This is a genomic window from Pseudomonas mendocina (genome assembly GCF_003008615.1).
GTDB lineage: Bacteria > Pseudomonadota > Gammaproteobacteria > Pseudomonadales > Pseudomonadaceae > Aquipseudomonas > Aquipseudomonas mendocina_C.
In genome coordinates, this window is the sequence record NZ_CP027657.1 from 5,643,218 (window position 1) to 5,667,743 (window position 24,526).

The 24,526-nt window shown below is 56.1% G+C and carries 13 protein-coding genes; 4 read left to right on the forward strand and 9 right to left on the reverse strand.

Features of this window, described 5'->3' with window-relative positions; translation table 11 throughout:
- The gene (locus tag C7A17_RS26075; RefSeq protein WP_106742367.1) at positions 1-543 is read left to right on the forward strand and encodes a toxin-antitoxin system YwqK family antitoxin; all 543 of its coding nucleotides are present in this window, start codon (positions 1-3) and stop codon (positions 541-543) included.
- 22 nt (positions 544-565) lie between these two features.
- Here C7A17_RS26075 and C7A17_RS26080 read toward each other — a convergent pair whose 3' ends face one another.
- Complete coding sequence (locus C7A17_RS26080) at positions 566-943, reverse strand: DUF4280 domain-containing protein (protein ID WP_234035975.1); 378 nt, start codon at positions 941-943, stop codon at positions 566-568.
- Between C7A17_RS26080 and C7A17_RS27170 the strand changes: the two genes are divergently transcribed.
- The 3 genes from C7A17_RS27170 to C7A17_RS26090 all read left to right on the forward strand — a co-directional run bounded on the left by C7A17_RS27170 (position 834) and on the right by C7A17_RS26090 (position 4,856).
- Entirely contained in the window at positions 834-1,091 is a 258-nt protein-coding gene (locus C7A17_RS27170; protein WP_234035980.1) for a hypothetical protein, read from the forward strand. The two genes, C7A17_RS26080 and C7A17_RS27170, sit on opposite strands and share 110 nt — an antisense overlap.
- 303 nt (positions 1,092-1,394) lie before the next feature.
- Positions 1,395-2,789, forward strand: a complete 1,395-nt coding sequence (locus C7A17_RS26085) for a tyrosine-type recombinase/integrase (RefSeq protein ID WP_106742372.1) — start codon at positions 1,395-1,397, stop codon at positions 2,787-2,789.
- 150 nt (positions 2,790-2,939) lie between these two features.
- Positions 2,940-4,856 carry a tetratricopeptide repeat protein gene (locus C7A17_RS26090; protein ID WP_106742374.1) on the forward strand — a complete coding sequence of 639 codons (1,917 nt, stop codon included), beginning with the start codon at positions 2,940-2,942 and terminating at the stop codon, positions 4,854-4,856.
- Positions 4,857-5,109: 253 nt separating this feature from the next.
- Here C7A17_RS26090 and C7A17_RS26095 read toward each other — a convergent pair whose 3' ends face one another.
- The 8 genes from C7A17_RS26095 to zorA form a co-directional block, all read right to left on the reverse strand.
- Complete coding sequence (locus C7A17_RS26095; protein ID WP_106743195.1) at positions 5,110-7,335, reverse strand: DEAD/DEAH box helicase; 2,226 nt, start codon at positions 7,333-7,335, stop codon at positions 5,110-5,112.
- On the reverse strand, positions 7,310-8,605 hold the full coding sequence (locus tag C7A17_RS26100; RefSeq protein WP_106742377.1) for an ATP-binding protein: 1,296 nt from the start codon (positions 8,603-8,605) through the stop codon (positions 7,310-7,312). Before C7A17_RS26100 ends, C7A17_RS26095 begins: the two co-directional genes overlap by 26 nt.
- Positions 8,602-11,094 (reverse strand): tellurite resistance TerB family protein, encoded by a 2,493-nt coding sequence (locus C7A17_RS26105; protein WP_106742379.1) that lies wholly within the window; start codon positions 11,092-11,094, stop codon positions 8,602-8,604. The genes C7A17_RS26100 and C7A17_RS26105 overlap by 4 nt, the downstream gene beginning before the upstream one ends.
- A 105-nt stretch (positions 11,095-11,199) precedes the next feature.
- Positions 11,200-16,323, reverse strand: coding sequence for a RecQ family ATP-dependent DNA helicase (locus tag C7A17_RS26110; RefSeq protein WP_106742382.1), 5,124 nt, complete (start codon positions 16,321-16,323; stop codon positions 11,200-11,202).
- Between the two features lie 76 nt (positions 16,324-16,399).
- Positions 16,400-19,441 carry a DEAD/DEAH box helicase gene (locus C7A17_RS26115; RefSeq protein WP_106742385.1) on the reverse strand — a complete coding sequence of 1,014 codons (3,042 nt, stop codon included), beginning with the start codon at positions 19,439-19,441 and terminating at the stop codon, positions 16,400-16,402.
- Positions 19,442-21,607: an EH signature domain-containing protein gene (locus C7A17_RS26120; protein WP_106742387.1), complete on the reverse strand. Its 2,166-nt coding sequence runs from the start codon at positions 21,605-21,607 to the stop codon at positions 19,442-19,444.
- Complete coding sequence (locus tag C7A17_RS26125) at positions 21,604-22,368, reverse strand: OmpA/MotB family protein (RefSeq protein WP_106742390.1); 765 nt, start codon at positions 22,366-22,368, stop codon at positions 21,604-21,606. The genes C7A17_RS26120 and C7A17_RS26125 overlap by 4 nt, the downstream gene beginning before the upstream one ends.
- Complete coding sequence (zorA, locus tag C7A17_RS26130; protein WP_106742392.1) at positions 22,368-24,494, reverse strand: anti-phage ZorAB system protein ZorA; 2,127 nt, start codon at positions 24,492-24,494, stop codon at positions 22,368-22,370. Before zorA ends, C7A17_RS26125 begins: the two co-directional genes overlap by 1 nt.
- Positions 24,495-24,526: the final 32 nt, after the last annotated feature.

Consider the following 24,526-nt stretch of genomic DNA (forward strand, 5'->3'; position numbering starts at 1 on the left):
ATGGCCAACGGCAACCTCGACCTCACCCGTGGCGACAGCCGCCTCCAGGGCAAACTACAGGACGGCGCCCTTGATGGCACGGTACGCATCCAGGAAGCTGGCCGCCCGCAGGCCCAGCTTGGCTACGTCAACGGCCTGCTGCACGGCCCCAGCATCCTCTACCACCCCAACGGCCAGGTATCGGCGCAACTGCCCTACACCGACGGTCGCCTGCATGGCGTGGCCCAGTACTTCGCCGCCGAAGGCTGGCTGCAGCGCAAGGTCAGCTATCGTCAGGGTCTGATGCACGGTGAAGCCAGCAGCTACTATCCGGACGGCGCCCTGGCAGAAGTGGAGCTGTATCGCGATGGCGTGCGTGACGGCCTCTACCAGCGTTTTCATGGCAACGGCCAGACAGCGCATCGCAGCCGCTACCTCAACGGCAAGCCACTGGACGAAGGCCAGGGCTTCGCCGAAGACGGCCGACCACTGGACGCCGACGGCAAACCCATGTCGCGGCTGCGTTGGTGGTGGAGAAGGTGGAACGAATCGGCCGAGGCCTAGCAGGCTGTTGAAAGACGATCTGCTAAGGAATCAGCATCTGCATCTGACCAGGCACCACCACCTTGATCACCCCGGCCCAGTTGCACATCAACGTGCAGTTGGAATCCAGCGAAGGCATATTGCCCAGCAGCATGGTCGGCGCACCGGGTATCCAGGGCGTTGCCGTAGCCGGTATGCAAGGCATGGGCGTCAACACCCCCAACGCCGCCGCAGTGGCCGCCGCCACCATCGGATTGGCCGGGCTCATACACATGCCGAAAGGCAGGATGTTCACCAGCGGGATGTGATCCATGATGTTCGCCGCTGGCATGCCCGACGTGAGCATGCGGTTCTGTGGCAACACGTTCAACACGCTCGGCGCTGCGCCAAAACTGCACTGCAACGTCGCGCCACTACACACCTGCGGACAGCCCATTGATGCCCTTCCCGTCAGAATCTATTACTTGGCTTATAGGCTAGTTGAAGTTCACCTCAATGAGACGAAGAGCCTCTCTCACCAATACCTTCATACGATGATCCATATCAAGGCACCGGTGGAGCAAAATTAGGAAGCACTCGAAAACTATCAGGCATAAAAAATCCAGCCATCATTAGATGGCTGGATTTTTAGGGTTTTTGGTCGGGACGGAGTGATTCGAACACTCTACCCCTTGCACCCCATGCGCTTATTTATTGGATTCCCATGGAACCCCACGGACGCTATCGGAACGCCTACAACCTATTAAATACGAGGCATACAGGCTATATTGGCGTCCATCACGATCCACCAGCATCCACCGACAGCCGAGCGATTCGGTGGGGCAAAAGTGGGGCAAAATTCCAGGACGACCGAATCAGGCAAGGGGTAGGAAGTGGCAAAACTGACGGCGAAGCAATTGGAGGCGCTCACCTCGACCGATGACGGCAAAACGTTGCGCGAAGACGGCGGCCTGGTCGCCAAGGTGCGTGCGGGTGTACGCGGGGTTACCGTCCTATTTCGCTACGAGTTCAAACTCGATGGAGCCAAGCGTGATCATCGCCTGGGCAGTTGGCCCAAGAAGTCGCTGGCGCAGATCCGCGCCGAGCGCGACGAAGTCAGGGCGACCGTCACCAAGGGCATCGATCCCACCACTGCCCGCAAAGCCGCCAAGATCGAAGCCCAAGCCGCCATCGCCGCCACCATTGCCGAGGCCGAGCGCCAGGCCGCGGAGAACAAGACGGTCGCCGACCTTTTCGAAGAGTGGATGCAAGACGGTGTATCCCGCCAAGACGGCAACGCCGAGCTCCGCCGCAGCTTCACCAAGGACGTGCTCCCCCTCATTGGCAAAAAGCCGCTGCGCAACCTCAGCGAGAAAGACCTGCTCTCCGTTCTGCGCTCGATCAAGATTCGCGGCCTGAACCGCACCGTCGTGATCCGCAACAACGACATCGGCCAGATGCTGCGCTGGGCCGAGAAGCGCAAACCCTGGCGCGGCCTCATGGCCGACGGCAACCCCGCCGACCTGGTAGACGTCAACAAACTCCTCGACCACGACTACCAGGAACAACGCGACCGCCTGCTCTCCCCCGACGAAATCCGCGAACTACGCGACATCTTCGCCCGCCTGGAGCACGACTACGACGCCCTCCCCGCCGGCCAGAAATACTCCGGCATCCGCCCGGTCAACCCACGCGTGCAATGCGCCGTCTGGATCTGCCTGAGCACCCTCTGCCGCATCGGAGAACTGCTCAAGTCCGAATGGCGCCACGTCGATCTGGAAAAAGGCACCTGGTTCATTCCTGCCGAAGCCACCAAGGGACACAAGGGCAAACGCCAGGATCACCACGTGTTCCTGTCGCCTTTCGCATTGAACCAGTTCAAGCGCCTGAAAGATGAAACCGGTCACACCCCGTTCTGCTTCCCCAGCAAGGACGAGAAAAGCCACGTCGACACCAAGACGGTCAGCAAGCTGATCGGCGACCGGCAGTGCCGATTCAAGAACCGCAGCAAGCCCCTGACAGGCCGTCACCATGACGACTCACTGGTGCTGAGCAAAGGCACCAAGGGTGAATGGACACCGCATGACTTGCGGCGCACTGGAGCGACGATGATGCAGGAACTGGGTGTCACGCTGGAGATCATTGATCGCTGCCAGAATCACCTCTTGGGCGGATCCAAGGTGCGCCGACACTACCTACACCACGATTATGCGAAGGAGAAAACCGAGGCTTGGCGGCTACTAGGCGAAAGCTTAGAGATAATTCTCTTGGCAAGACCAGTAAGTTAGTAGCTCGAAACTCACTCCAACATCATTCCACAGCCCACCTTGGGCAGGGATGCAACTCGCACAACTATTGCTTCCTTATCCGTAAGCTTGATTATCCACCGATACGTTTCAAACGCACAGCCAACGCAACTATCACAACGAGCACCAAACATGAATAATGATAATTATTTCGGCAAAAATAAAACTGGCGGCGCCAATGCTTCCAATGGATTTGACTACCAAGATCATTGTGCAATGCTACTCCTTCTTCAACATTTCGCAGATCCAAATTTCCAAGCAATCGGCATAGAAACCGATGATGATTTTTGCTTACTTTTCAAAGAGCGAAAGATAGCCTGCCAAGTAAAAAATGAAACTCTGACAGTGCTATTAGCCAAGGATCAGATGGGAGATGACAAGCTACTCATTGGCTCAACCGTAAACAAAGAACTATGGAATTTCTGGAAATATCTGAAACACCTCCGAAATCAGCAACTCTCGCCTGAAGCATCTACTAGCAAAATTAAAGTATCAAAGGAATTTGATCACATACTGAAAAAGCACGGGTTTGACCAGGGCCGGATCAACTCCATTCCTCACTCGTGGTCAATTAACATCATTCAAGAAGATGGCCTGGAACAACGCGTCGCTGCTCAGTTGGTTGTGCAAGGAGCAGCCCACAAGCTTTGTATTGATACTGACAATTGCCTGAACGAGCTCTACCGCATGGTAGCCGCGGCCCGCAAAGACCGCAGCTATATCCTCGGCCACTCGGTTCTCGACTTACTAAAAAAACACGGTCGCTCGTTCGCGTCCGTCACAGGCCACTCCTGCCAACTCGATTTCTTGTGGCGAATGAACATCGACCAACACCAGCTTTTGCAATCAGTGGATGAAAAGCTAAGCATCGCTCAGCGAGCGTTGAAAGACGAGCGATATGATGCGGCCCTAGACATTTACCTGACTCTAGCCAATGCTTTCGAATCAGAGCAGTTGTTAGTCAATTGCGCTGCATTGCTCCAGGTAATGGGCAAGCACAACGAAGCTTTGCTGTACTGCGAAAAAGCACTAAAAATCACCCCACGTTGCGGCGATGCGCTGGCTATTAAGGGCACGCTGCAGGCAGACCTAGGCGACCTTGACCTTGCGCTCGAACTACTATGTGCTGCTAATACGCATAAGCCGGCTGACCCGTTTATTCTCTACAACGTCGGTGTCGCTCATATGCAGCTGAAGAACCTTGAAAAGGCAACTGAGTTCTTCGAAAAAGCTATCCAGATCAATCCCAACCTTAGTGATGCACACCTGAATCTTTCTGTCTGCCTTTACAATCTAGGAAGTTTCAGCCTAGCACTCGAGCATATTGAGCATGCTCTTATCTTGAACCCAGGCCAGCCACAAGCGCTTTCGCACAAAGGCGAATTAAAGCGCTTCTACGGTGACTACGACGCAGCACTCAAGTTGTTTGAACGCTGCCTAAAATTCACACCCGAAAACCCTATCGCCAAGCGCGGCCAGGCTTTCTGTTTGATTGATAAAGGCGACAGACTGGGCTATGCCATGCTGGTAATTGCCTACAAAGAAGAGCTTCGCGAGCTTAAGCCCGGAAAATCGTTGGGCTTGATCGATATAAACTGGGAGCGAACACTGGCGATTGGCATCAGAAATGTCGATGATGCAGTCTACCAAATCGAATGTGACGGACTTGAGTTCTATGTACCTAAAGAAGGCAACAGCTACATTGGAATAGGTGTCACCGAAGAGCGGGATGCAAGCTTAGTACCGATCATTATTAAACACTATGACAACCCAGATGCCTTCATCATTGCTACCAAAGCAATCTCAGAAAACATAATAGACAATAGTCCAATTTCCGTAACGGGTTTAATTCAGAGCCACAGAGACTATCGCGAGATTAGAATCGAATTCCCACAGTACACCATTTATGGCAAAACAAACCCTGGCGCCCAGGAAGGGTTCAATAAGTTTCGTGAGGTATACGATGGAGTTGCCTGGTTGATTCTTGAATGCGGGCAATCCCTTGTAAAGTGGAAGGTTCCGCTCACAGGTCTGTCCCTTAAGTTATAGAGCACCTACATCACCCGCAGCAGCTCTTTTACTTTCTAGGAGGGCAAAGCAAGCTACTCTCTTCTCCTCTCTAGCGTGTGGTGAGTGGCAGTCGCAAAGGGAAGAGACAGGCAAGGTTCAACTCGTCTTCTATCAGCTGCCCTAACATCGAGATTGAATATTCGCTAGGTCTCTCTCACTCGCGGCTCGTCAGCCGCACTCATTCCATTCCGTACCTGGATGGTAAAGGCCACTGGCTGCTTTAGAGGGTCGCTCAACTCTTTTTTACGCCTGCATCGACAGCGCCCAACAATCCGTTTACCAGCCCTTTTGCTCCCTCAAACTCCAGATGCATCGTGGCATACGACCGCATGAGTAACGCTGGAGGAAGCGTCCAATCCCATTTTTCTTGAACCATGTTCTGTACGTCGCACAAGACGGTAGGCTCATCGATACCACCCCAACCAGCTATCTCTTGCAGCTTGCTCTCAAGCGAAACCCTATCCGCCTCTACCTCAATGACCAAGCCGATGTTTTCGCTGAGTAGTCCGGTATGAGTTAACAAGATGGCCAGAGCATCGTTCGTCCAATCGCCTTGCCAGGTGAAGAGGTAAGTCTTGCCCCCACTTTCGATCATGCTCGAGTGCGCCAACCCAAGATCCGAGAAGGCGCTACGAGCCTCGGTCAAGAGTGTCTGAGCGGCAGTATCAAGATAGAGATAGGTGTCCGTTTCAAGTAAGACCGCCCTCATCTCTTGCCTGACACGGTCATGTACACGAGCCCCAAGCCCGTCGAAAGACGGAGGCGCACCACCAGGGTCGGGCCTCACTACGATGACCTTGGCCTCGGTATCCACATTGGTGACCCGCCAGCGGCGCCCAGCGAAGATGACGCATTGATCGACGGTCAGCGGTCTGGATACCGGCAATGCTCCAAGCGGTTTGCCATCGCATACCAGACGGAACTCCTCGTTGCTGACGAATGCACTGTAGAAGTCGTAATGATTGATCATGCGCTCACCCAGCACTCCGGGCAGTAGGAGGCCCGATGCTTCCTGAGTGATCAAATCGCGCTCACCAAGGGTACGAAGCAAGCTAAGGAAACTGCCCTGCTCGACTCCGGCGAACGGGCCACTTCGAATCAGAGTGCTCCACAGCTCTGCTGCCGTTGCCCCGCCTCGCTGGGCGATCACCGAAAGGCACTGCTGTACTAACGTCGACAAATGCAGGCCCTGAACACGAGGCGGTTCAAACCATCCTTGCATTAGCAACCTGATCATAGCGATGCTCTGCACCAGGCCTTGGCGAAGCCGATCCGACAATGGAGAGCCATCATCCAACTGCCGCTCCTTACAGTAGCTTCGGAGAGTGGCTGCCTCACCTGGACGGCGACCGGATCGCCCCAAGCGCTGGCGGAGGCTGGCAACTGATGGTGGAGGCCCGATCTGCGCTACCGTCTTGATGCTGCCAATGTCCACCCCGAGTTCTAGTGTTGTGGTGCAAACTGCAGTGGCAGGTCGATCACCAGCTTTCAGAGCTTTCTCGGTTTCCTCGCGAATATCCTTCGCCAAACTCCCGTGATGTGGCCAGAACTCGTTCGGCACGCCATCCTGCTCGCAACGTCGCCGCAGATTATCGGCGAACCACTCCACCTGGGATCGGCTATTGGGAAAGATCAGGTTATTGCTACCCCTCAACACCTGAAAGAGATGTTCTGCAATGGCATGATCAGCAGAGAAGACCTCTTCACCCTCAGATATCGCCGATAGGTTCTGTCGAGTCTCCTCATATCCCCTGATTTGAACCTTCAGTACCTGGCTAGCCCCCTTCGACTCAATCACCGATACATGCTGGGGAGCGCTGGGACGCAGGAAAGCTGCAGCCAGCATCATGTCTCCGAGCGTCGCAGAAAGCCCTACTCTGGGTAGAGGTCGATCAATGACCAACTCCACACGATGCATGAGGGACTGCAGTTGCTTGCCCCGCTCGCTGCCGATGAAGGCATGCAGCTCATCCACTACCAGGTAGCGCAGATTTGCAAACAGCCCAGCGAGGCTTGTTCCCCTGTTCACGAATAGCGCCTCAAGCGACTCCGGCGTGATTAGCAGAATACCTTGCGGGGACTTTAGAAAACGGTGCTTGCGGCTTGCGGAGATATCTCCATGCCAGGCGATAACAGGCAGCTCTAACTCATCACAAAGCCTGCTCAGGCGATCCCATTGGTCGTTGATCAGCGCCTTCAGCGGACTGATATACAGCACGGCTCCAGGCAAGCCCTCCTGCAGAAGGTTGGTGAGAATGGGCAGGAAAGCAGCTTCGGTTTTCCCCGCCGCTGTCGCGGCCGCGATGATGACATCCTGATCCGCCCCCAGGAGGGCTGGAATAGCGCGCTCCTGAGCGTCCCGCAGAGACGTCCAGCCCTCGGCCCAGATCCAGCGCTGAATTCTTGGCTCGAGTAGTGTGAACCCAGTCGACTCAGAGCTGGAAGGTGGCAAGCTCATCGTCAGCATCTACTTGAGTATCGGTCTCGCCACCTCTATCCGGCGCAATTTCTACAGCTCCCAGCAGGCTTCGCCAGTCAGCTCCAGGGTTCTGCTCCAACACCGCCAAAAGGTTAATGAATGCGGTGATGGTAGTCCTCGGGGTACGGAAGTAGGCCTCTCCCAGCCGCTGATTGCAGTGCCCCATGAACAGCGGCAATGCCTCATCAGGCAGCAAGTACCGCTGGCTATCGCCCGCAGCATAGACATGGCGTAGTTTCTGGAGCAGCACGTAGAAATCCTCAGGCGTCAGGCTGACGAGCCGGATAACAGGCCCGGAGAGATCCACCAGCCCGGACTTGGCGAAACTATTTTCCGCTAGACGCGACTGCAGGGCCGGATAGCTGTAAAGGCCGCGGCGAGTATCCATCAGGAACTCGGGGGTACCCCCCAGCACGAAACCAAGCCCCTCTGCTGCCCCCTGCAGAGAGTCGTTGAGGATACGCAGGATCTGCTCGTAGTTAGCGTTGCGAGCCTGTGTATTGGAGAGCTTGTACAAATTGACCAGTTCATCCAGGCACACCATGAGACCATTGAAGCCCGCCAGCCGGACAAATCGAGCAAGCAGCTTGAGCTGATCGTAGACGGACGCATCGTCAACAATGGTTCGCACACCCAGAGCAGATCTCGCATCAGTTCTTGTAGTGAACTCGCCACGCAACCAACGAATCGCATCGGCTTTGAGCTGCTCCTTGCCTTCTTCAAAACCTTTACAGTAAGCAGCGATCACCTCGGCAAAATCGTAGCCATTGACCATCTCGGTCAATTGAGCGAGATGCTCACGAATCACTACCTCACTGCCTTTGCCGGATGCCTTGGCCTCGGTCTTAGCCTGAGAGATGAACTTCTCGACGATTCCCTGCAAGGCACCGCCATCTGGCTTAGTACGGGTAGCCATGTTCTTCGCTAGCTCGGCATACAGCGAACGTGCTTGCCCACCAGTAGCGTGTAGACGGCGATCCGGATTCAAGTCCGCATGCATGGTGACGAGCTTGCGTTCCATTGCAATGGAACGCACCAGATTGAGGAAGAATGTCTTGCCCGCGCCATATTCCCCAATCACCACCCGGAATGCGGCGCCGCTCTCGGCCAAGCGCTCAACGTCACGAATGAGCGCTTCAAGTTCACCGGCACGTCCGACCTGAATCAGGTGTTGGCCTGCCCGCGGAACAACGCCGGCTCTCAGGGATTGAATGACCGCATCGCGATCCTTGGCTCTGATGCTGCTCATAGCGGTAGTTTTTCCATGATGTCTGGATTGATTTCGAAGGGATCTTCACCCTCAGTGACGGGCATATCGAAATGCTCGAAGGCCATGTCATTGATCTGCTCCAATGCCCCATCGAGCATGAGCTCCATATCGCTTGCCACCGCCTCCAACTCGTCTCGCGCCCACTCATTACGGGATACAAGCACACGTAGAAAGGCAGAGATATCGGCATCCAATCCGCAGACGCCAGAGGTATCCTCACCGGCCTCTTCAATGGAGACCTCCTCCGGCTCAACAGGCTGCTCGTCGATAAAGACCTGAGCCAACAGCGCTGACACTTGTTCGGTCTCACGCTGCAGTTGAGCAATGCGATCGTGATCCAAAGCAAAGCCGCCAGTGGTCTTGGACTGAGTTGCCCCAGGAGCAGCATGCGTGGCCTGCAATGAGCCAGTAGGATTGCCACTGGCTGCGACATGAAGGTCGCTGTACAACGATTGCGAATCTAATTGTAGGGCCTTGTAGACACGCTCAAGCAGCTTCACCTCTGCTGGGCTAACTTCACCATCTACTTGCGCCAGGTGGGCAAGGAATGCCGCCACTGCGCTCCTCGCCGAGTCGGCCAGCGGCTCCAGCTTCTTCTTCAGACTCTGCAAAGTTGGTGGCTGGTTGAGCTGCAGACGCAAATGGGCCTTCAGACGCTTCCGATGCGCACCACTTAGGTGACTCCAAGAATCGACATGCTGAGATAGCAGCATGATTTCCTTCGGCGAGGTGTCGCCATCGGCAGCCGCCACAGCGCAGGCGAGATCCAAAGTAACAGAAGCGGCGCTGTAGGCCGGTGAAGCGCGTAGATCACCATCTTCAGCCTGGGTCGCGAAGAGCGCCACGCGATCCTCAGGCTTGGGCGTTCTGCTGCCAGCCAGTACATCCGGCTCGATACCAATATGCAATGATTCCAAAGCCCTGGCCAATGTGAGGACTTTGTCTCGCGACAAGGCTCCTGCACTCTGCAGCCGCCCCGCCAGCTCACCAAAGCTCATGACCACCATGCCGTCGCCGATGCGTTGCTTCAACTCATCAAGCTCTACCCGAGCGCCCGCAGGCCAGAGGCTAACAGGTAATTGTAGGAGCCCTTCCAGTGCATCTGGTACGCCAGGATTGCGGCCGAGATAACGGCTGTATGGCTCCAATTGCACCGTACATTCGTCGACCAGTTGCTGCAGCTTTTTCCGCGCTGCAGAGGTGGCAGTTACATCGGGAATTTCGGATAGGCCATCCAATTCCTGGGAAGGTAACCCCGCAGAGGCGGTGTTGTACTGAAATTTCAACCGAGTTTTGTTCTGTGGGAGGACTATCCCTGCGCCATACCGCTCTTCGTAGCGCATATGAAACAAGCGGGCAAATGCATCTTCACAGCGAGTTACGGGTGTCCGTTTTCCGATGCTGTGATCGGATAGCACCCAGGCCAATGCCCAGTTGGCTGGTAGCGGATGCTTATCGACGGCCAACTGCCCCAAGCCTATACGCAACTCGATAGGCATTTCGTAGCCGTAAGGCAATGGTGTTGGTGGTGTTTCCAGATAGCGTCGAGTAGGCATCGCGCCCTGACGAAGGAAGTCCACGAAGCGGCTTGCATAGTTGTTGAAGGAATGATTCCCACCATAAATTGAGAGCAATCTCTCGACTTCGGCAATGATACTGGGAGTCTCGGCGGCCGCTGCTCGATCCGTCTTCGCATCGACAAACACCCTGCGTTCCAGACCATAGAAGAACAGGAAGACGTAGCCGATGTTGGCATGCGGGGCTTTCCGACCGCTGGATAGCCATTGCAGGTAAGCACGTCGTGCTTCGGGGGAGATGCCGTCGTAGCTCGACCAGTAGGAAGTAAGGCGCTCGGCGATATCTACAATACCTCGCGCGACCTTAAGCTTGGGGTTGATCAGGCTGGGCTCCGAGGAGCCATAACGGTTGTTCCGATCCTCGCCGACATAAATCATCCCGCCTGAAATCTTCTCTCCGGCAATCTCGATGAACTCGTCCTGAGGTAACCAACGCGCTTTAGAAACAGCCAAATCAGCAGGCGCACTTGGGATTCGATGGGACGGCCGCTCCGATACCTCAAGCGTCACGGTAAATAGCCCGGCGCTATCTGTCCTCTCAGACGATGACGCTGGGGCCTGAGCCGAAGCCGTTTTCTGAGTAGGAGTGAGCGTATTTGCCTCTAAGGGAACGATTTCATCTAGAGAAAATGTCAAACCATGGGACAGAGCTGCATTGTCTGACCGTGTTGCCTTCGAAGAGGAGGGTCGCTTGCTAGGAGGGGAAGCTACGGCTGACGGTTTATCGGAGAACCTCACTATCAACCATACGCCAAAGCCGATAATCGCTACGCCGATCAAAACCATCCAAGCCTGCTTAGGAATAGAAGCGAGAAGGCCCAGCACGATAGCCCCGAGGATCAATCCGCCAGATAAATTGGGCTTCCCTCTACCTCTGCGCTTCCTTGCCATTTCCAATCCACTCTCTACTCAATGCAGGCCGATCGCCAGTATTAAAGATTTCGTCCTCACAGCCAACTCCCAAAATATCCGCATGCTACCTGTCCAGCGTAGCACCTACCCTCTCCCTCTCGGCACAACCACCTCCCACCGTTCACACTTATTCAAATCCCTATACTGCTCCTCACCATCCTCGGCAAACCGAACCATGACGGCCGCGACTTCGCATTGATCGAAGCCGATCTGTGGCTGGAATGACTTGGCGGTTCGCCCTACCAGGTTGCCTTGCCTGTCGAGCAGTTGATAGCGGCCAGCCTCTTCCTTCAGCGTCAGCGGATCACCCTCGCGAAGCGCCTCAACCGCCTTGTGTATCCGGGCATGCGGTGATTGACGGCCGGCAAAACCAATGTCGATCTCCTTCAGCGTGAGTTGCTGAAAGCGAACCTCCAACTCAGGAAGAGGTTGTCCCTGAAACTCATGCTGATGAACATCCCTCATCAGGCTGCGGCTGAATGGGTTGCCGTCAGCGAACTCGCACAACGTCAGGGTCTGCTCGGCTCGCGTCATCCCCACGTAGTACAAACGTCGCTCATCGGCCAGGGTATCGACCTGAGCGCTCCAACCGCCATCCAGCAGGACGACATGGCGGAACTCCAGCCCTTTGGCCGAATGCACGGTGCCAAGATAGAGGCCTTCCTTCGGCTGTTGGCGCAATTCACGGGCGTAGTCGTACAGCCAGTCGATCAAGGCACCACTGCCAAGTTGGCAGTCGCCCAACTCTCCTCGCATTTGCTCAAAGGCCGTCTGGAAAAAACTCTTCCACTCGGCTTCCACCAGTTGATTGCTAGCCGACAAACGCTGCCATGCGTCAGCCGAGCACAATGTGCCTTCGATTTCTCGCAGAGAGTCGATTGCAGCTACGAAACGGCGCTGCCGAGTAAGGGGCAACGCCGTTTCCTTGTCTGCTGCCAGGAAATAACGAATATCGTGCTGCTCGCACCAGGCCTGGATCGGCCACAGATAGCGGTGCGTCCGAGCCAGAACCGCACAGCCGTTCCAGCTCCCCTGTTCGAGCGCGAGTAACCGTCCCAACTCCACCATGGCCGCCTGTGCCTGCAGGTTGCCGCGCTCACGGTCGCCCGGGTCGATCAGCAATCTCAGTACCCGGCCTTTGCGCTGCTCATCCTGCTCTTCCCATAGCGCGCCGGCAGGCAGCTCCTGCCGAGCCCTGTCGATCCGGATGGGATTGGCCTCTTTCAGTCGAGCCGAATTCTGGCCAATGAGTTGGTTGGCCGCCTCAATGATGCGCAGGGAAGAACGGTAGTTATCGACCAGGAAGCTGGTCGACGCCTCATAGTCCTCGCGGAAGCGCTCGATATAACGATTGTTGGTATCACGCCAGGCATAGATGTTCTGGTCATCATCGCCTACCGCCATGATGCACAACCGGCCATCTTCCTCCGCGTGCCGCCCAGCCAGAGCACTGACCAGACGGTATTGCAGGTCGTCGATGTCCTGGTATTCGTCGACCAGCATGTAACGGTATCCGCGCAGTAGCTGCTCGCGCAGGTCGTCCTCGCCCTCAATATTGCGCTTACCCTCCAACAACTCGACAGCATCGCTCAATACCTGCTTGAGGGCTCGCTCGTCGACCGTCGCGCCTCGCTCGAAACGGGTGCCGGTCAAGCGCATGGCCATGCCGTGATAGGTCAGGACGCTGACACCGTAGGCATCGGCCCCGACCAAGGCCAGCAGCCGTTTGCGGATCTCGTTCGCCGCATGGCGGTTGAAGGTCAGCGCCACGATGCTGGTCGCAGGCACTCGCCGAACCCGAAGCAGGTAAGCGATGCGATGCACGATCACACGTGTCTTGCCGGAGCCCGGCCCAGCCAGCACCAGCCGGTTGATGTCGTCATCGTCGGCGACTATCAGTTTCTGAGTAGTGCTCAGCGACTCGATAATCGACTTCCATGACTCCTCGCTGGTCGCCAGCTTGAGCACGTCCTCCCGACCATTAAAATGCCGCTTGATAAACGCCTGCTTGGAGTCGGTGAAGTAATCCAGCACTAGGCGCAACGCCTCAGCCATCTCCTTCAGCGCCACTTCCGCGTATTCACGCATCACATGAACCTGGATGCGCTTCTCGCGGTAGTGCTCATCGAGTCGCAAGTAGTCCTCCTTGAGGAAGGTCTTGCGCTTGTCTTCCTTCTTGACCTCGATAGTCATGGCTCGTCGCATGACCGTCATGCCGTGGTTGAGGGTCAAAATGTCCTGCCGATGCAAATAGAGCAGGACATGCTCAATCACCTTACGGCGCCTGTTCGGCGGAATCAGATGCGGCAGCTCGAGGTCACTTTCGATAACCTGGAGCAATTCGCCAAAACTCGTTTCGACCAGCAGATCCGCGCCACGCAATCCTGCCGGTAGCTTACCGACCAACAGTTCCAGGAACTTGCTAGCCAATACACGCCGCACGTCACCAAAGCCAACGATCTTCGCCCAGGAATGACCACCCTTGATGCGCAGTTTGAGGTAGTCACGATTGAGTTGCCTGAGTTCAAAGCTACTGCGTTGCTGATCATCGGCATCATGATCCTGGGCCAAGCTGCGCAACAGCCGCAGCACATGCAGCGGGAGCAGCTCCTCCAGCCCTGTCGTTGCCTTAAGTTCAGCGGTTAGTGCCGGCAGATTCAGATCCTGCCAACCACCCTGCTCGGCATCCGGCGCCTGCTCTGGCAAGCACTGCAGCAGTGCCTTTTCCAGCTCCAGGGTGTTTTGCAGGCGCTGACTGGAAGCCCCCGTCACACCATGGCGCACATACAGGGTTATCTGCGAGTCGTTGACCAGCAGCCCCATCTCCTCTAATTGCTTGAGTGCGCTGGCAACCTCTTCCGATTCCAGACTGGTCAACTGCATCAACTGGTCGGTGTTCACCCGTTCATCAGTATCGGCCCCGTAGAGAAAGCGCAGAATAGCCCTGAACTCCTCCAATCGACGTTGCGGCAACTCGGCCTTCAGCAAACGTTTCTCGGCCTCTTCCTCGCTCACATCCAGCCGTGCCGGGAAAATCTGTGTATGGTTTTCCTCACGCTTGAGGTAATCACCACGCTCCAGCCAGGCAACCGCCGTAACGACCTTGGTTTCAGCATCACGCTCATCTGCGGAGAAGGTGGTTTCAACGTCATCGTCCAAGAGGATTTCACCCGCTGTGATGACCAGCTTGCCACCCTTTCGCCGATTGCTCTCGTTACGCAACTTGCGCAGGATCTGCTGGATGTCGCGGATGCTGAGCTTCGAGCGCTCGCTCATGCCGAACTGGGTTTCGATGTCCTGCGGGTCGTACAACAGCACACAGCGTGCATCACCCTGATCACGCCCAGCCCTGCCCGCCTCCTGCAGGTAGTTCTCCAGCGAACCTGGTATGTCGGCATGCACGACGAGACGGATATCAGCCTTGTCCACGCCCATTCCGAAGGCGTTGGTAGCTACGATGATTCTCAGTTGCCCAGCCTTGAAATCGTCCTGAATATCCGTTTTGGTGTTGGGCTCAAGACCGGCATGAAAGTGCTTGCAAGGCCACCCTTGGCCAATCAGAAAATCGGACAGCTCCTCGGCACTCTTGCGACTGGAAACGAAGACGACTGCACCGCCCTCCTGAGCGTCCAGGTGCTCTCGCAATAATCCATCAGTACGCGACCACTTCTCTGCCTTGGTGCAGGGCAGCACATCAAAATGCAGATTGGTTCGCTCGTGCCCTCCGGGGAACACCTTGAATTCAATGCCCAGGCTTTCCCTGAAATGGCTCTGGATATCCGCGAGCACATCGGGCTTGGCTGTCGCGGTAAAACAACCAATCTGCGCCAGCGGTTGGTCAGCGGTGTACTCCCGGATGAAGCGGGACACATAAAGGTAGTCTGGCCGAAAGTCGCTGCCCCATTTCGATAGGCAGTGCGCCTCATCAAAAATCCAGGCACCGACCTGACGCTGGCGAATCGCTCTCCGGAAAGCCTTGTTGCGGAACTGCTCGGGGGACACCAGCAATATGCCGACGTCGCCCATCTGAATCTTCTCCAGCACCTCGGCGCGCTCCGGCATGGTCAGCAGGCCATTCAGAGCTGCGGCGCACTGGACGTTGCGCTCCAGCAGCCCGTCGACCTGATCCTTCATCAGCGACTGCAACGGCGAAACGATGACGGTAAGGCTGCCGTTACGATGGAAGCGATTCAACGCAGGTAACTGGTAGCACAGCGACTTGCCCCCGCCGGTCGCCAGGATAGCCAGTACGTGCTGTCCACGCATGCCAGCCAAAACGATATCGTGCTGAAGACTTTTCCCTGGCTGCTCATAGCGAAAATCAGGGAAGCCGAAGTAGCGTTTGAGCTCGTGGCGTGGGTCATGAGTCGTCTGACAGTACTGGCAATCCTCTCGCTGACATGGCACGTCGCGCAGCTCGGAGATTAGCCGCCCGGCCTCTGGAAACTGATGTCGCACCCAGGGCGCCAGTACCGAGTTGCCGCCAGATACACGAAGCCAGGCCAGTGCGTAGGCCAACGGCCAATGCAGGTCCCCCCGCTGTAAATCCTCCTCAAGTAGTTGCTCAAGCCGTGCTCGGCATACCTTCAAGTCACGCTGAAGGGCTGGATCCGTCTCTTGCAGCAATTGCGAAACCAGCGTTTTGAGCTCGGATATGGCCACCGGGGCCTGCCCAGTTATCGACGCGAAGAAAACGCCCAGATCGCTCTTTATGCCCGGTGCCAACAGCGCTTGATAGCACAAGAGTTCCTGCGGATTGAGATCATTTAGCTGACTGAAAGACCGGAACTGATCCTCAACCAAGACTAATGTTGAGCGGCAATCAGAGAGTGGCGAGTTAAGGCTATCTCGAATGAGCTTGTAGTCTTTAACCAGTCGATGATACGGGTTCTGTGGGAAGGCCAGAGGAGAAAGGCGTAACGTATCGATTACGGGCCGTTCATGCAGCGAGAGCTGCGGAGCTAACGCTTGAATGATCGGTAAGTCGTGCTCAATGATGTTGTGCCCGATCAAATACTCTGCATTAACACTCAACTCATCTAGAGATTGCAGCGCAGGCAGCGGGTTGCTGGATACCCGCAACTCCAGAGCATCATCACTCCCTGGTCGCAAAGCGCCGACCATCGTGATCTTTGCTGGTCTTCCTTTATCGGATGGAACCACTTCAAGATCAAAGATCACACTTTCTAGCAGGGGAGTTGGTAACATCAAACTGCATTCCTTGCTGAAAATTAGGCACAGAAATAGGGACTATCATCACAACTCTTGATGATAGTTTCTGAGGTCAAAGGCCCATTGATTGGATCATCTCGCTCTCAGCAACTGCCTCTGGAGTGACAACGGCATCTTTCAACATCAGCTTTCCCCGCAGAAGTCGATCCAAGTGCACGTCAAACGAGTCGTACTGGGGGTGAGTGACGGCAGGCAGATGGATGAACACTGACTTGGTTTGGCCGATCCGGTAAACCCGGTCAGACGCTTGCGCTTCTTTAGCCGGGTTCCAATGACGCTCTAAATGCACCACATGGTTGGCCCCAATCACCGTCAAACCGACACCAGCGGCTACTGGCGACATGATCAGGATGTTGAAGCCACTTTTCGCTTCAAACTCGGCAATTAGCTTCTTGCGCGTCATGTCCTCAGCCCGAGTCGCCACAGCCTGGGTGTCACCATTGATCACCGCCACATTCAGGTCATAGATCTGATCCAGCCAGAGCTTGAGGACTCGTTGCAAGCGCTTGGTCATCATGAATAGGATGACCTTTTCACCCTTGCTGCGGATCTCATCGAGTAACTGCAGCAGCACCGCCAGCTTGCCGGACTCCATCATCAGTTGTCGCGCCTGCTTGCCATCCTCGCTGTACAGCGCCGACTCATTCTCCAGCCGTGGGTGCAGGGAAATGGAGCGAAGCTGAGTCAAAGCCGCCAGTGCGGTACCACGCATATCCTCAGCGCTTGCACGACGAGCCCGATAGCTGTCGAGGACTTCGTCGTAGGCCTGCAACTGGATGCCTTTCATCACCACACCCAACTGCGCCGCATACCGTTGCAGGCCATGATCGGCTTGCTCGACACCACTGAGAATAGTCTTGGCTGGTAGGCCTTTGAGCTGATCTTCTTTAACCCGCCGCAACATGAATATGCCTACAGCACGCCGCAGCTGCTCGCCCAAACGCGCCCGTACCTCATCACGCTCTTCATCGCTTGCAGCCAGAATTGGCTTGATCCAGGTATCGCGGAAGCTTTCCCAGCCACCAAGTAAGCCAGGCTGCACCGTATGCATCAGGCACCAGAAATCGCCCAGGCTATTTTCCACCGGCGTGCCAGTCGCCAACAGTTTGAAATCCGCCTTGAGCCCTTTAGCGGCAATAGTCTGCAGCGCATTGGGGTTCTTGATGTTCTGCGCCTCGTCGAAGATGACCATGCCCCAGTCGATTCGGCACAGGGAGAACTGATAATCACGCAGGGTCTGATAGGTCGTGAGCACTAAGCGACGGTCCATGTCCAGACGATGCACGCCTGCTTCCGGCCCCACATGCAGTGCATAGCGAATGCTCTGCTCATCCATCATGCCGCTGCTGTCATCAATCATCGACGCCAACTGCACCGATTCACGCTCAGCACCTTTGACACGATAGTCACGCAGACTCCGCCCCGACTGCAGCACCACCACATCGCGGAACGGAATGCTGGCGAAGGTCTTACCGACTTCATCCTCCCAGTTTTCCAACAGACTCAGTGGCGCCACCACCAGAACCGGCTTCTGCGGCTTGTCAGCCGCGCGCTGACTGGCCAGATACTCGCCGACTGCGACCAGCGACATGTATGTCTTGCCGAGGCCCATGTCATCTGCAAGCAGACCACCCTGCAGGCGATAGAGATCATCAGTTTCATCCTGCAACGCTGCGCCCATAAGCTTCAGCATCCACTCGACCCCCTCACGCTGATGAGGGAACGGCTCACGGACATAGGTCGACCAATCTGGCACCACCAGCGGCCTCGCAGCAGCAGCCTTACGCAACAGTGCAGAATTGATCTCGTCGGCATCCTTGAGAATGACCCCGACTTTCTCCTTGTCCTCCCCACTGAGAACACCCTCCTCGCTGTGCGGTTCGCTATCGCTCACATGAGCCATGTTCTGGCGAGCCCTGGCCAGCTCTTGCTGAACAGTCGGCGCGTCAGAGATATCGATCACCTCGCCAGCAAACGACAGAGTCGTCGCGCCCTGTTCATTAGCCGCCTGCAGTACCTCCTCGAAGCGCTGCAAGTCCTCGGGGGACTGAATCAGCTTGCTCAGGATCGCTGCAGGTGCCGGGCGCTTATCCAGCGCAAACCAGTCATTCTTGGTTGCATCCAGCACACCGAAATCCATGTGCTGAAGCTTGCCAATACCCGCAACCCGGGCAGAAAAGCCCACCTCAAGATTGACCAGCGCAGCATCGAGAAACGCCGTTGGCGTGGCAATAAACTCGTTGACCTGATCAGCCGGGATACGTTTGTTAGCCAGCACATTGCGGATGCCATCCATCCGCGCCTGATCCAGCAGCAACACACGATTGTCGATGCGCAGCACACCACCATCGGCGGTCATATCCAACTGCGACCAGCGTTTTTCCAGCTGGTCAGCACTGGAGCCATCCCCAAGGCTCGGGCAGAGTTGGAGGCTGCCGTCTGGTAAACGCGTAGCGATAACCCTGATGTTCTGAGGCACCACCACATCCAGCCGCTCAAAGTGGCTAAGATCAATACGCATCCCGCTGCGCGCGGCGGTCTGCAGCTCGGCCATCAGGCGTAGATTTGCCGCCTCTCCTCGCTGCTCTGGGCCTAAAGACTCATGCAGTTCCCAAGCCTGCAACCCCATCATTTCAGCCGGCGTCAGCCAATAGCACTCACTGCTGGTCAGGTACAGATAGGGGCCTTTGCGACTGAAGCTGGCAGGGCCGTCTGGCATTTCCAGCGTGATCGCCACACGAAAACCACTGTTGCCCGTGCGCCCGCTAATCGAAGTGAGAAAGCGTCCGGGCAGACGTCTTGGCAAGCGCAGGATCTCGGCCTGCTCCAAATCCATCCCGGCAATATCTTCTGCACCGATGTGAAAACCGTTGGCCGTGTTTTCGGCAATCCCTTGCTCAACCAGCATGTTGAGCACGATCAGCTGAATCTTTTCTAAAGCACTGCCCTGCCCGGTTTGCAGCGCCTTGAAGGTCGGCAAGGGCAGGTAGAAATTCAAGCCATTGGAATCAGGCTGAGACTGAAAGCCTTGCTGAGTACTGAGCGCCCCGTCTCGCTCACCAATCAGCGAACGAAAAATATCCATCAAGCTCATTTATTCAGCCCTGTCCTGTTTATCCAACGCTTCAAGTGAGAGGCGAGTCGTTTCATTAACGGACCAGCCGAACTGCTTGTCCTGCACACACATGCCCTTCAATGAACCGTAAAGCACCTGGTTAATCACCCGCGCCTCGACGCCGAAAACGTTTGCTGCGTGGCGCACCTTGTCGCCTGGGTTATTTTTGAAGTACCACAACACCTGCAAGTCAAACGTCCCCAAATGCTGCAAAGTAGCCATTAAAGGTAGCTTGTCTGCATCAGAGGTGTTGGGTGCAGGATCTAAATCCGCTTTACGCAACAATGCCTCTCCCTTGCTGGATAAGGACCATTGGAAGACTTCGTTCTGTTGGACGTAGCTTGAAATACTGCCTCGAAGAGCGTCCTGGATCTCGTAAAAGAGTGCTTCATCGCCTTCTAGGGCTCGACGAATATCTCCCATCAAGCTTTCCGGGTGCTTGGACAGGTAGGCCAGAATCGATAATTGCGTGTCGGTCAGTGCCGTGCCGGAGGCTCTTGGAGCTTCTGATGCAAAAGCACCTACAACAGGAGGACGCGGTTCAGCCATACGATGCGCGGACACAGAGCCGGTTGCTCCACCCTGAGAAACTGGGGCCGAATCAGACTTCGCGCTTTGCTGAAGCAGTGGCTCAACGCGCGCTTTCTTGCCCCTCACGACGGGTAGGCCGTATTTGCTCAAATATGCCTTGTACTCCGACCGGCTAAGCAATTTTTCGATATCCAGCGCAATACCGTTATCCGCCAGGAAATCGAACACCTTACGCTGCCAGGAACCGTTATGGGTCACTGCCTCGTAGGGAAGGCTTGGGTAGGCTGCCTTGTATTGATTAGGCAACGACGTTGTCAGATCGAAGTGCGAGAACTGATTTCGCTCATACGACTTGACCCAATGCCCTGGCTGGCCGAGGTAAACCCATATTTTGAAACTATGGGAGCCCTCGACCAGATGGAAGTGGCCACAATCGAGATAGATCACCGCCTTGTCGCTCATGGCTGAATCCATGCCTGCGAAGCTGGTTTTTACCTCACTTCCGAGAATACGCTTCACCGACTGCTTGGCATTGCGGCCAAGCATCAACCTCGTATGTCGGATCAAGCCGAGCGCGAACAATCCCTCCAAGAACAGTTTGCGCGCCGGGAACATACGCTTGAGATCTTCCTTTCCCGACTCCAAGCCATATTGCTCAACCGCCTGCAGGAACAACCGAAGGTCTTCCTTAGACAACCAACCACGCACCTTCTGAATACGCGCCTCACCAAGTGGTTGCCACCACTCACGGTAGTTGGCTGCGGTACTTGCGATCCGCGGATCCCCCGCCAGATTGAGAATAAAGTTCTGCCAGATCTCACCAGGCTCCTGTCCGGCGCGATCGATCAGAATCTCCAGCGCAATATGACCGATACGACGCTCGCCCTCGTACGGAGCCTTGGACACAGCGGGCTTCTGCAGCTCATCCAGCACCGGATCGTATTCACCGGGCGAAAGCCCTCGTAAGGTTTCCAGGTAGAAGTGGGCCCGGCAGATATCGCCATAACGCCCGTCATCAAAGCCCTGCAATCCCATGACCTCAAAGGTCTCGCCCAGCTCATGGCCACTGTCGCGTACCCGCTCAACCAGCTGGACTGGCCCGTCAGGCGGCAACAACCAATGTCCATCACGCTTGAGCGTTACCAGCGGATCAGCCTGGGGGCCACTTACTTTGGGCTCGGGGAGTAAATGCAGTTGCTGGAGCAAAATCTGCTCAAGCTGCTTACGCAGCCCATCGTGCTCATCCAGCTTGTCGAAGCGACGAAAGTAAAACTGAGCCAACTGCTGCAAGGTGATACGTGTCAGCCTCGGCTGCTGAGCATCGACAAGCACCGAAAGCAGACGCGAACTAAGCAAACGCCTACCCATAGCCTCGTCGTTGAGCCACAACCAGGTCAACGCACGCGCAGTAAGACGACGTTTTAGCAGCTCAGGCAGGCCGTCAAAACGCCCCGTACTCGCCATGTCACGCAATCGTGCCAACATGGCGTCAAAGGCGTCGCTCTTGCCACTTGCGGCCTTCATTCGAGTGACCTTTTCGACCAGCACCGTCCATCGCTCCCGCACCACGGGCGCCCATTCAGCGACCGGCATGTGAACAGGAGGCAGCTTCACGGCTTGACCTCCTCCAGACGATCACGCACCTGCTCGTACTGAGCGCTGTCGGGACGACGAATGGTGAAGCGGATATCGATGCGTCGATTGCGCTTGAAGTCATCCTCGGTCTGCTGGTCAACCAACACGGGGCGGGTTTCGCCGTAACCGCTGACCGAGAACAGTGGCTTGCCATCCTTGTTCTTCAACCTTGCCAATTGCTCATCGGGGGACAGCGCGCTCCCCCAGAACTGCCAGAGAGAAATGGCACGGAAGGTTGAGAGCCCCCAGTTGCCTTTGCCCATAAAGCCCTGGAGCGGACGATTGTCCGTATGCCCCTCGATGAAGATCGTATCGAGGAACTCAACTCGATCCTCTCGCGAGATCACCTCATTGATGACCTTACCAATCTCTAGAGCACGCGCCTGATAGGCGGCATGAATGTCGTAGGCACCGGTGTCGAAACCCAGCAGATCGTTGGGAATACTCAGGACCGTATGGTTCTCGCTCACCTCGACCTTGATGCCGCGCTCGCGCAGAGCCTCCACGGCCTCATCAAGAATGGTGCGGCGCACCTGCTCTGCTTTTTTCAGTTCGACCAGTTCCTGCTCGAACTGCACCTGGCGCTCTTGCAGCTCCTTCTGAATTTCCATCAACTGCAGGATCAGAATTACAGAGGCCAGAATGAAGATCACCAGCAACGCCGACATGATGTCCGAGAAGGACATCCAATAAGGGTTCTCTTCGTCGACGCTCACTTCCTTGGATTTACCCAGGCGCATCAGCGTGCCTCCAGCTCATCCAGAATGCTGCTCATGGCTTGCACCGTTCGATGCATCTGGTCGGCGTAGCTGAGCGACACCTCGTTCCACTTGTTCATGCGGTCATCGATTTGCGTCCGGACTTCGCCGGCATAGCTGCGCAGCCATTCCTCGGCTTGCTTCTCTACTGCCTCGACCTGCTCACGCAGTTTTTCACCCAGTGCGGTGAATTCATGGCGCACACCAGAGAGAAACTCCTGCTGAGCGGATTTCATCTCGCCAAAGCCGTTACGCGCCTCGCCGGCTGCCTGCTCAAAGCGCTGCGCCCCCTCCAGCAACGTGGCCTGAAGCTGCGCCAAGGTAGCGGCCTGGCTTTGCAACTGAGCTGCCAATTCGGCGTTCTGCTGGCCGGCTTTCTCGACACCATGAGTAACGGCCTCCAGTCGCTGCCCCAAGGTATCGGCGGCCTGGCGCAGATTCGCGGATAGAAGCCCAAGCTGATTCGCACTGCTGTCCAGATGTTTGCTGCTTTGTGCAGTCGCTTCCGATACCTGCTTAAGCTGGCCCAGCAACTGTTGATGCTGATCCGCCATTAGGCGGCTTTGCTGCTGGGTCGCCTGTACAGCGCTGGCCAGACCTGAGAGCAGTTCCTGTTGATGGATCGACACATGATCAAGCTGCTCCTGGAAGCGTTGTTGGCGTGCCTGCTCACGCTGCTCTGCCGCGCCCATTTGCGAATCGAGCTGGGTGTTGAGATTCATCATCAAACGAGAGAACACCTTCTCCAGATTGCTGTGGCGCTCGTTGCCCGCCTCAGCCATCGCTTGCATCTGCTTGCGGGTTGAGCTGGAAAATTGCTCCAACATCGCCGTCTGGCTGCTGCTAGCCTGGCCAAGCAGGCGCTCGAACAGCACCTGGCGCTCCTCGTCGCGCTGCTGGGCAGTACCCAACTGGGCTTGCAACTGGTTCGTCAGCCCCGACATCAACTCAGCAAAGCGTTGCTCCATCTGTGCCTGGCGCTCTTCGGCAGAACCACTGATGCGCTGCAACTGCGTCTCGAAGGCCGCACTCTGTTGCTGAGCCACCTCCATCTGTCGACCCTGCTGTTCATTCAGGCTGCTGAACAGTTGGTTCAAGCGCTCACTCATGCCACTGACGGCAGCGTTCACGTCAGCCGCCGCCTGCTGCATCTGCAAGCCCTGCTCACGGCCCACAGAGGTCATGCCGTCCATGAAATTACCCACCAGCTTTTCCAGCACCTGCGTGGACTGCTGGCTGGTGGTGCTGACCAGAGTCTGGATGGCTGGCGCCATGATGTTGTTCAAGGCATCGGTCAGCGCCGTCTGCATCGCTTCGCTCATGCCATTGAGCGTTTCCTGTAGACGATCGCCAATACGCTCGTGCAGCTCCTGTAGCGCTTCCTTGCTCTCCTTGCCGTACTCGGCGATATGCACCAGCGACTGCTCTGCGGGAATGCGTGGGTAGAGAAAGTCGATATCGTGCTGCAGCTGCTGGATCTGGCCCAGCGCTGAACGCTCGAACATCTTTTCGACAAAGTTCAGCAATAGGCTGAAGAACACACCCCATACCGACGTCATGAAGGCTACGGCAGCACCGGAAATCAGCTTGTTGATGCCACCCTTGAGTGCCTCGATCTCATCCGAGGTGCCGACCAATCCTTCCAGCCCCACCGTCAGGCCAACGAATGTGCCAAGCACACCGATGGCCACCAGGAAGCTCGGTGCAGCAGCCAGCAAGCGGCTGGCTGTCAGGCCGGGAGCCAAGGTTCGGGCATTGAAGAAATGCTCGGCATCCAGCGTATTGAACAGATGCTTCTGATCGGACGACAGCACCAGGCTTTCGTCGAATTCACGCCACAGCATGCCGACATTGGGCGCATCCAAACCCTGCGCCTTTTGCATGGTTTCGCGCCGGCTAAGCGCCAGGGTTTCCTTGCTTTGCCCTTCAAGCAAAGAACGCAGGGCACGCAGCCGGGTACGAAAACGGCGAAAGTGCACGAACAGAAAATAAAGCGACAAGCCGAAAATCAGTGCCGTCGCAGACCAAAACCACGCACTGATGCCGTTGGGATTGGCACTGAACATGTGGGCGAAGTCAGGGATAAGGTGTTGCAGCAGGTCCATCATGTCTGGGAACTCAAATCATTATTTGATAATCA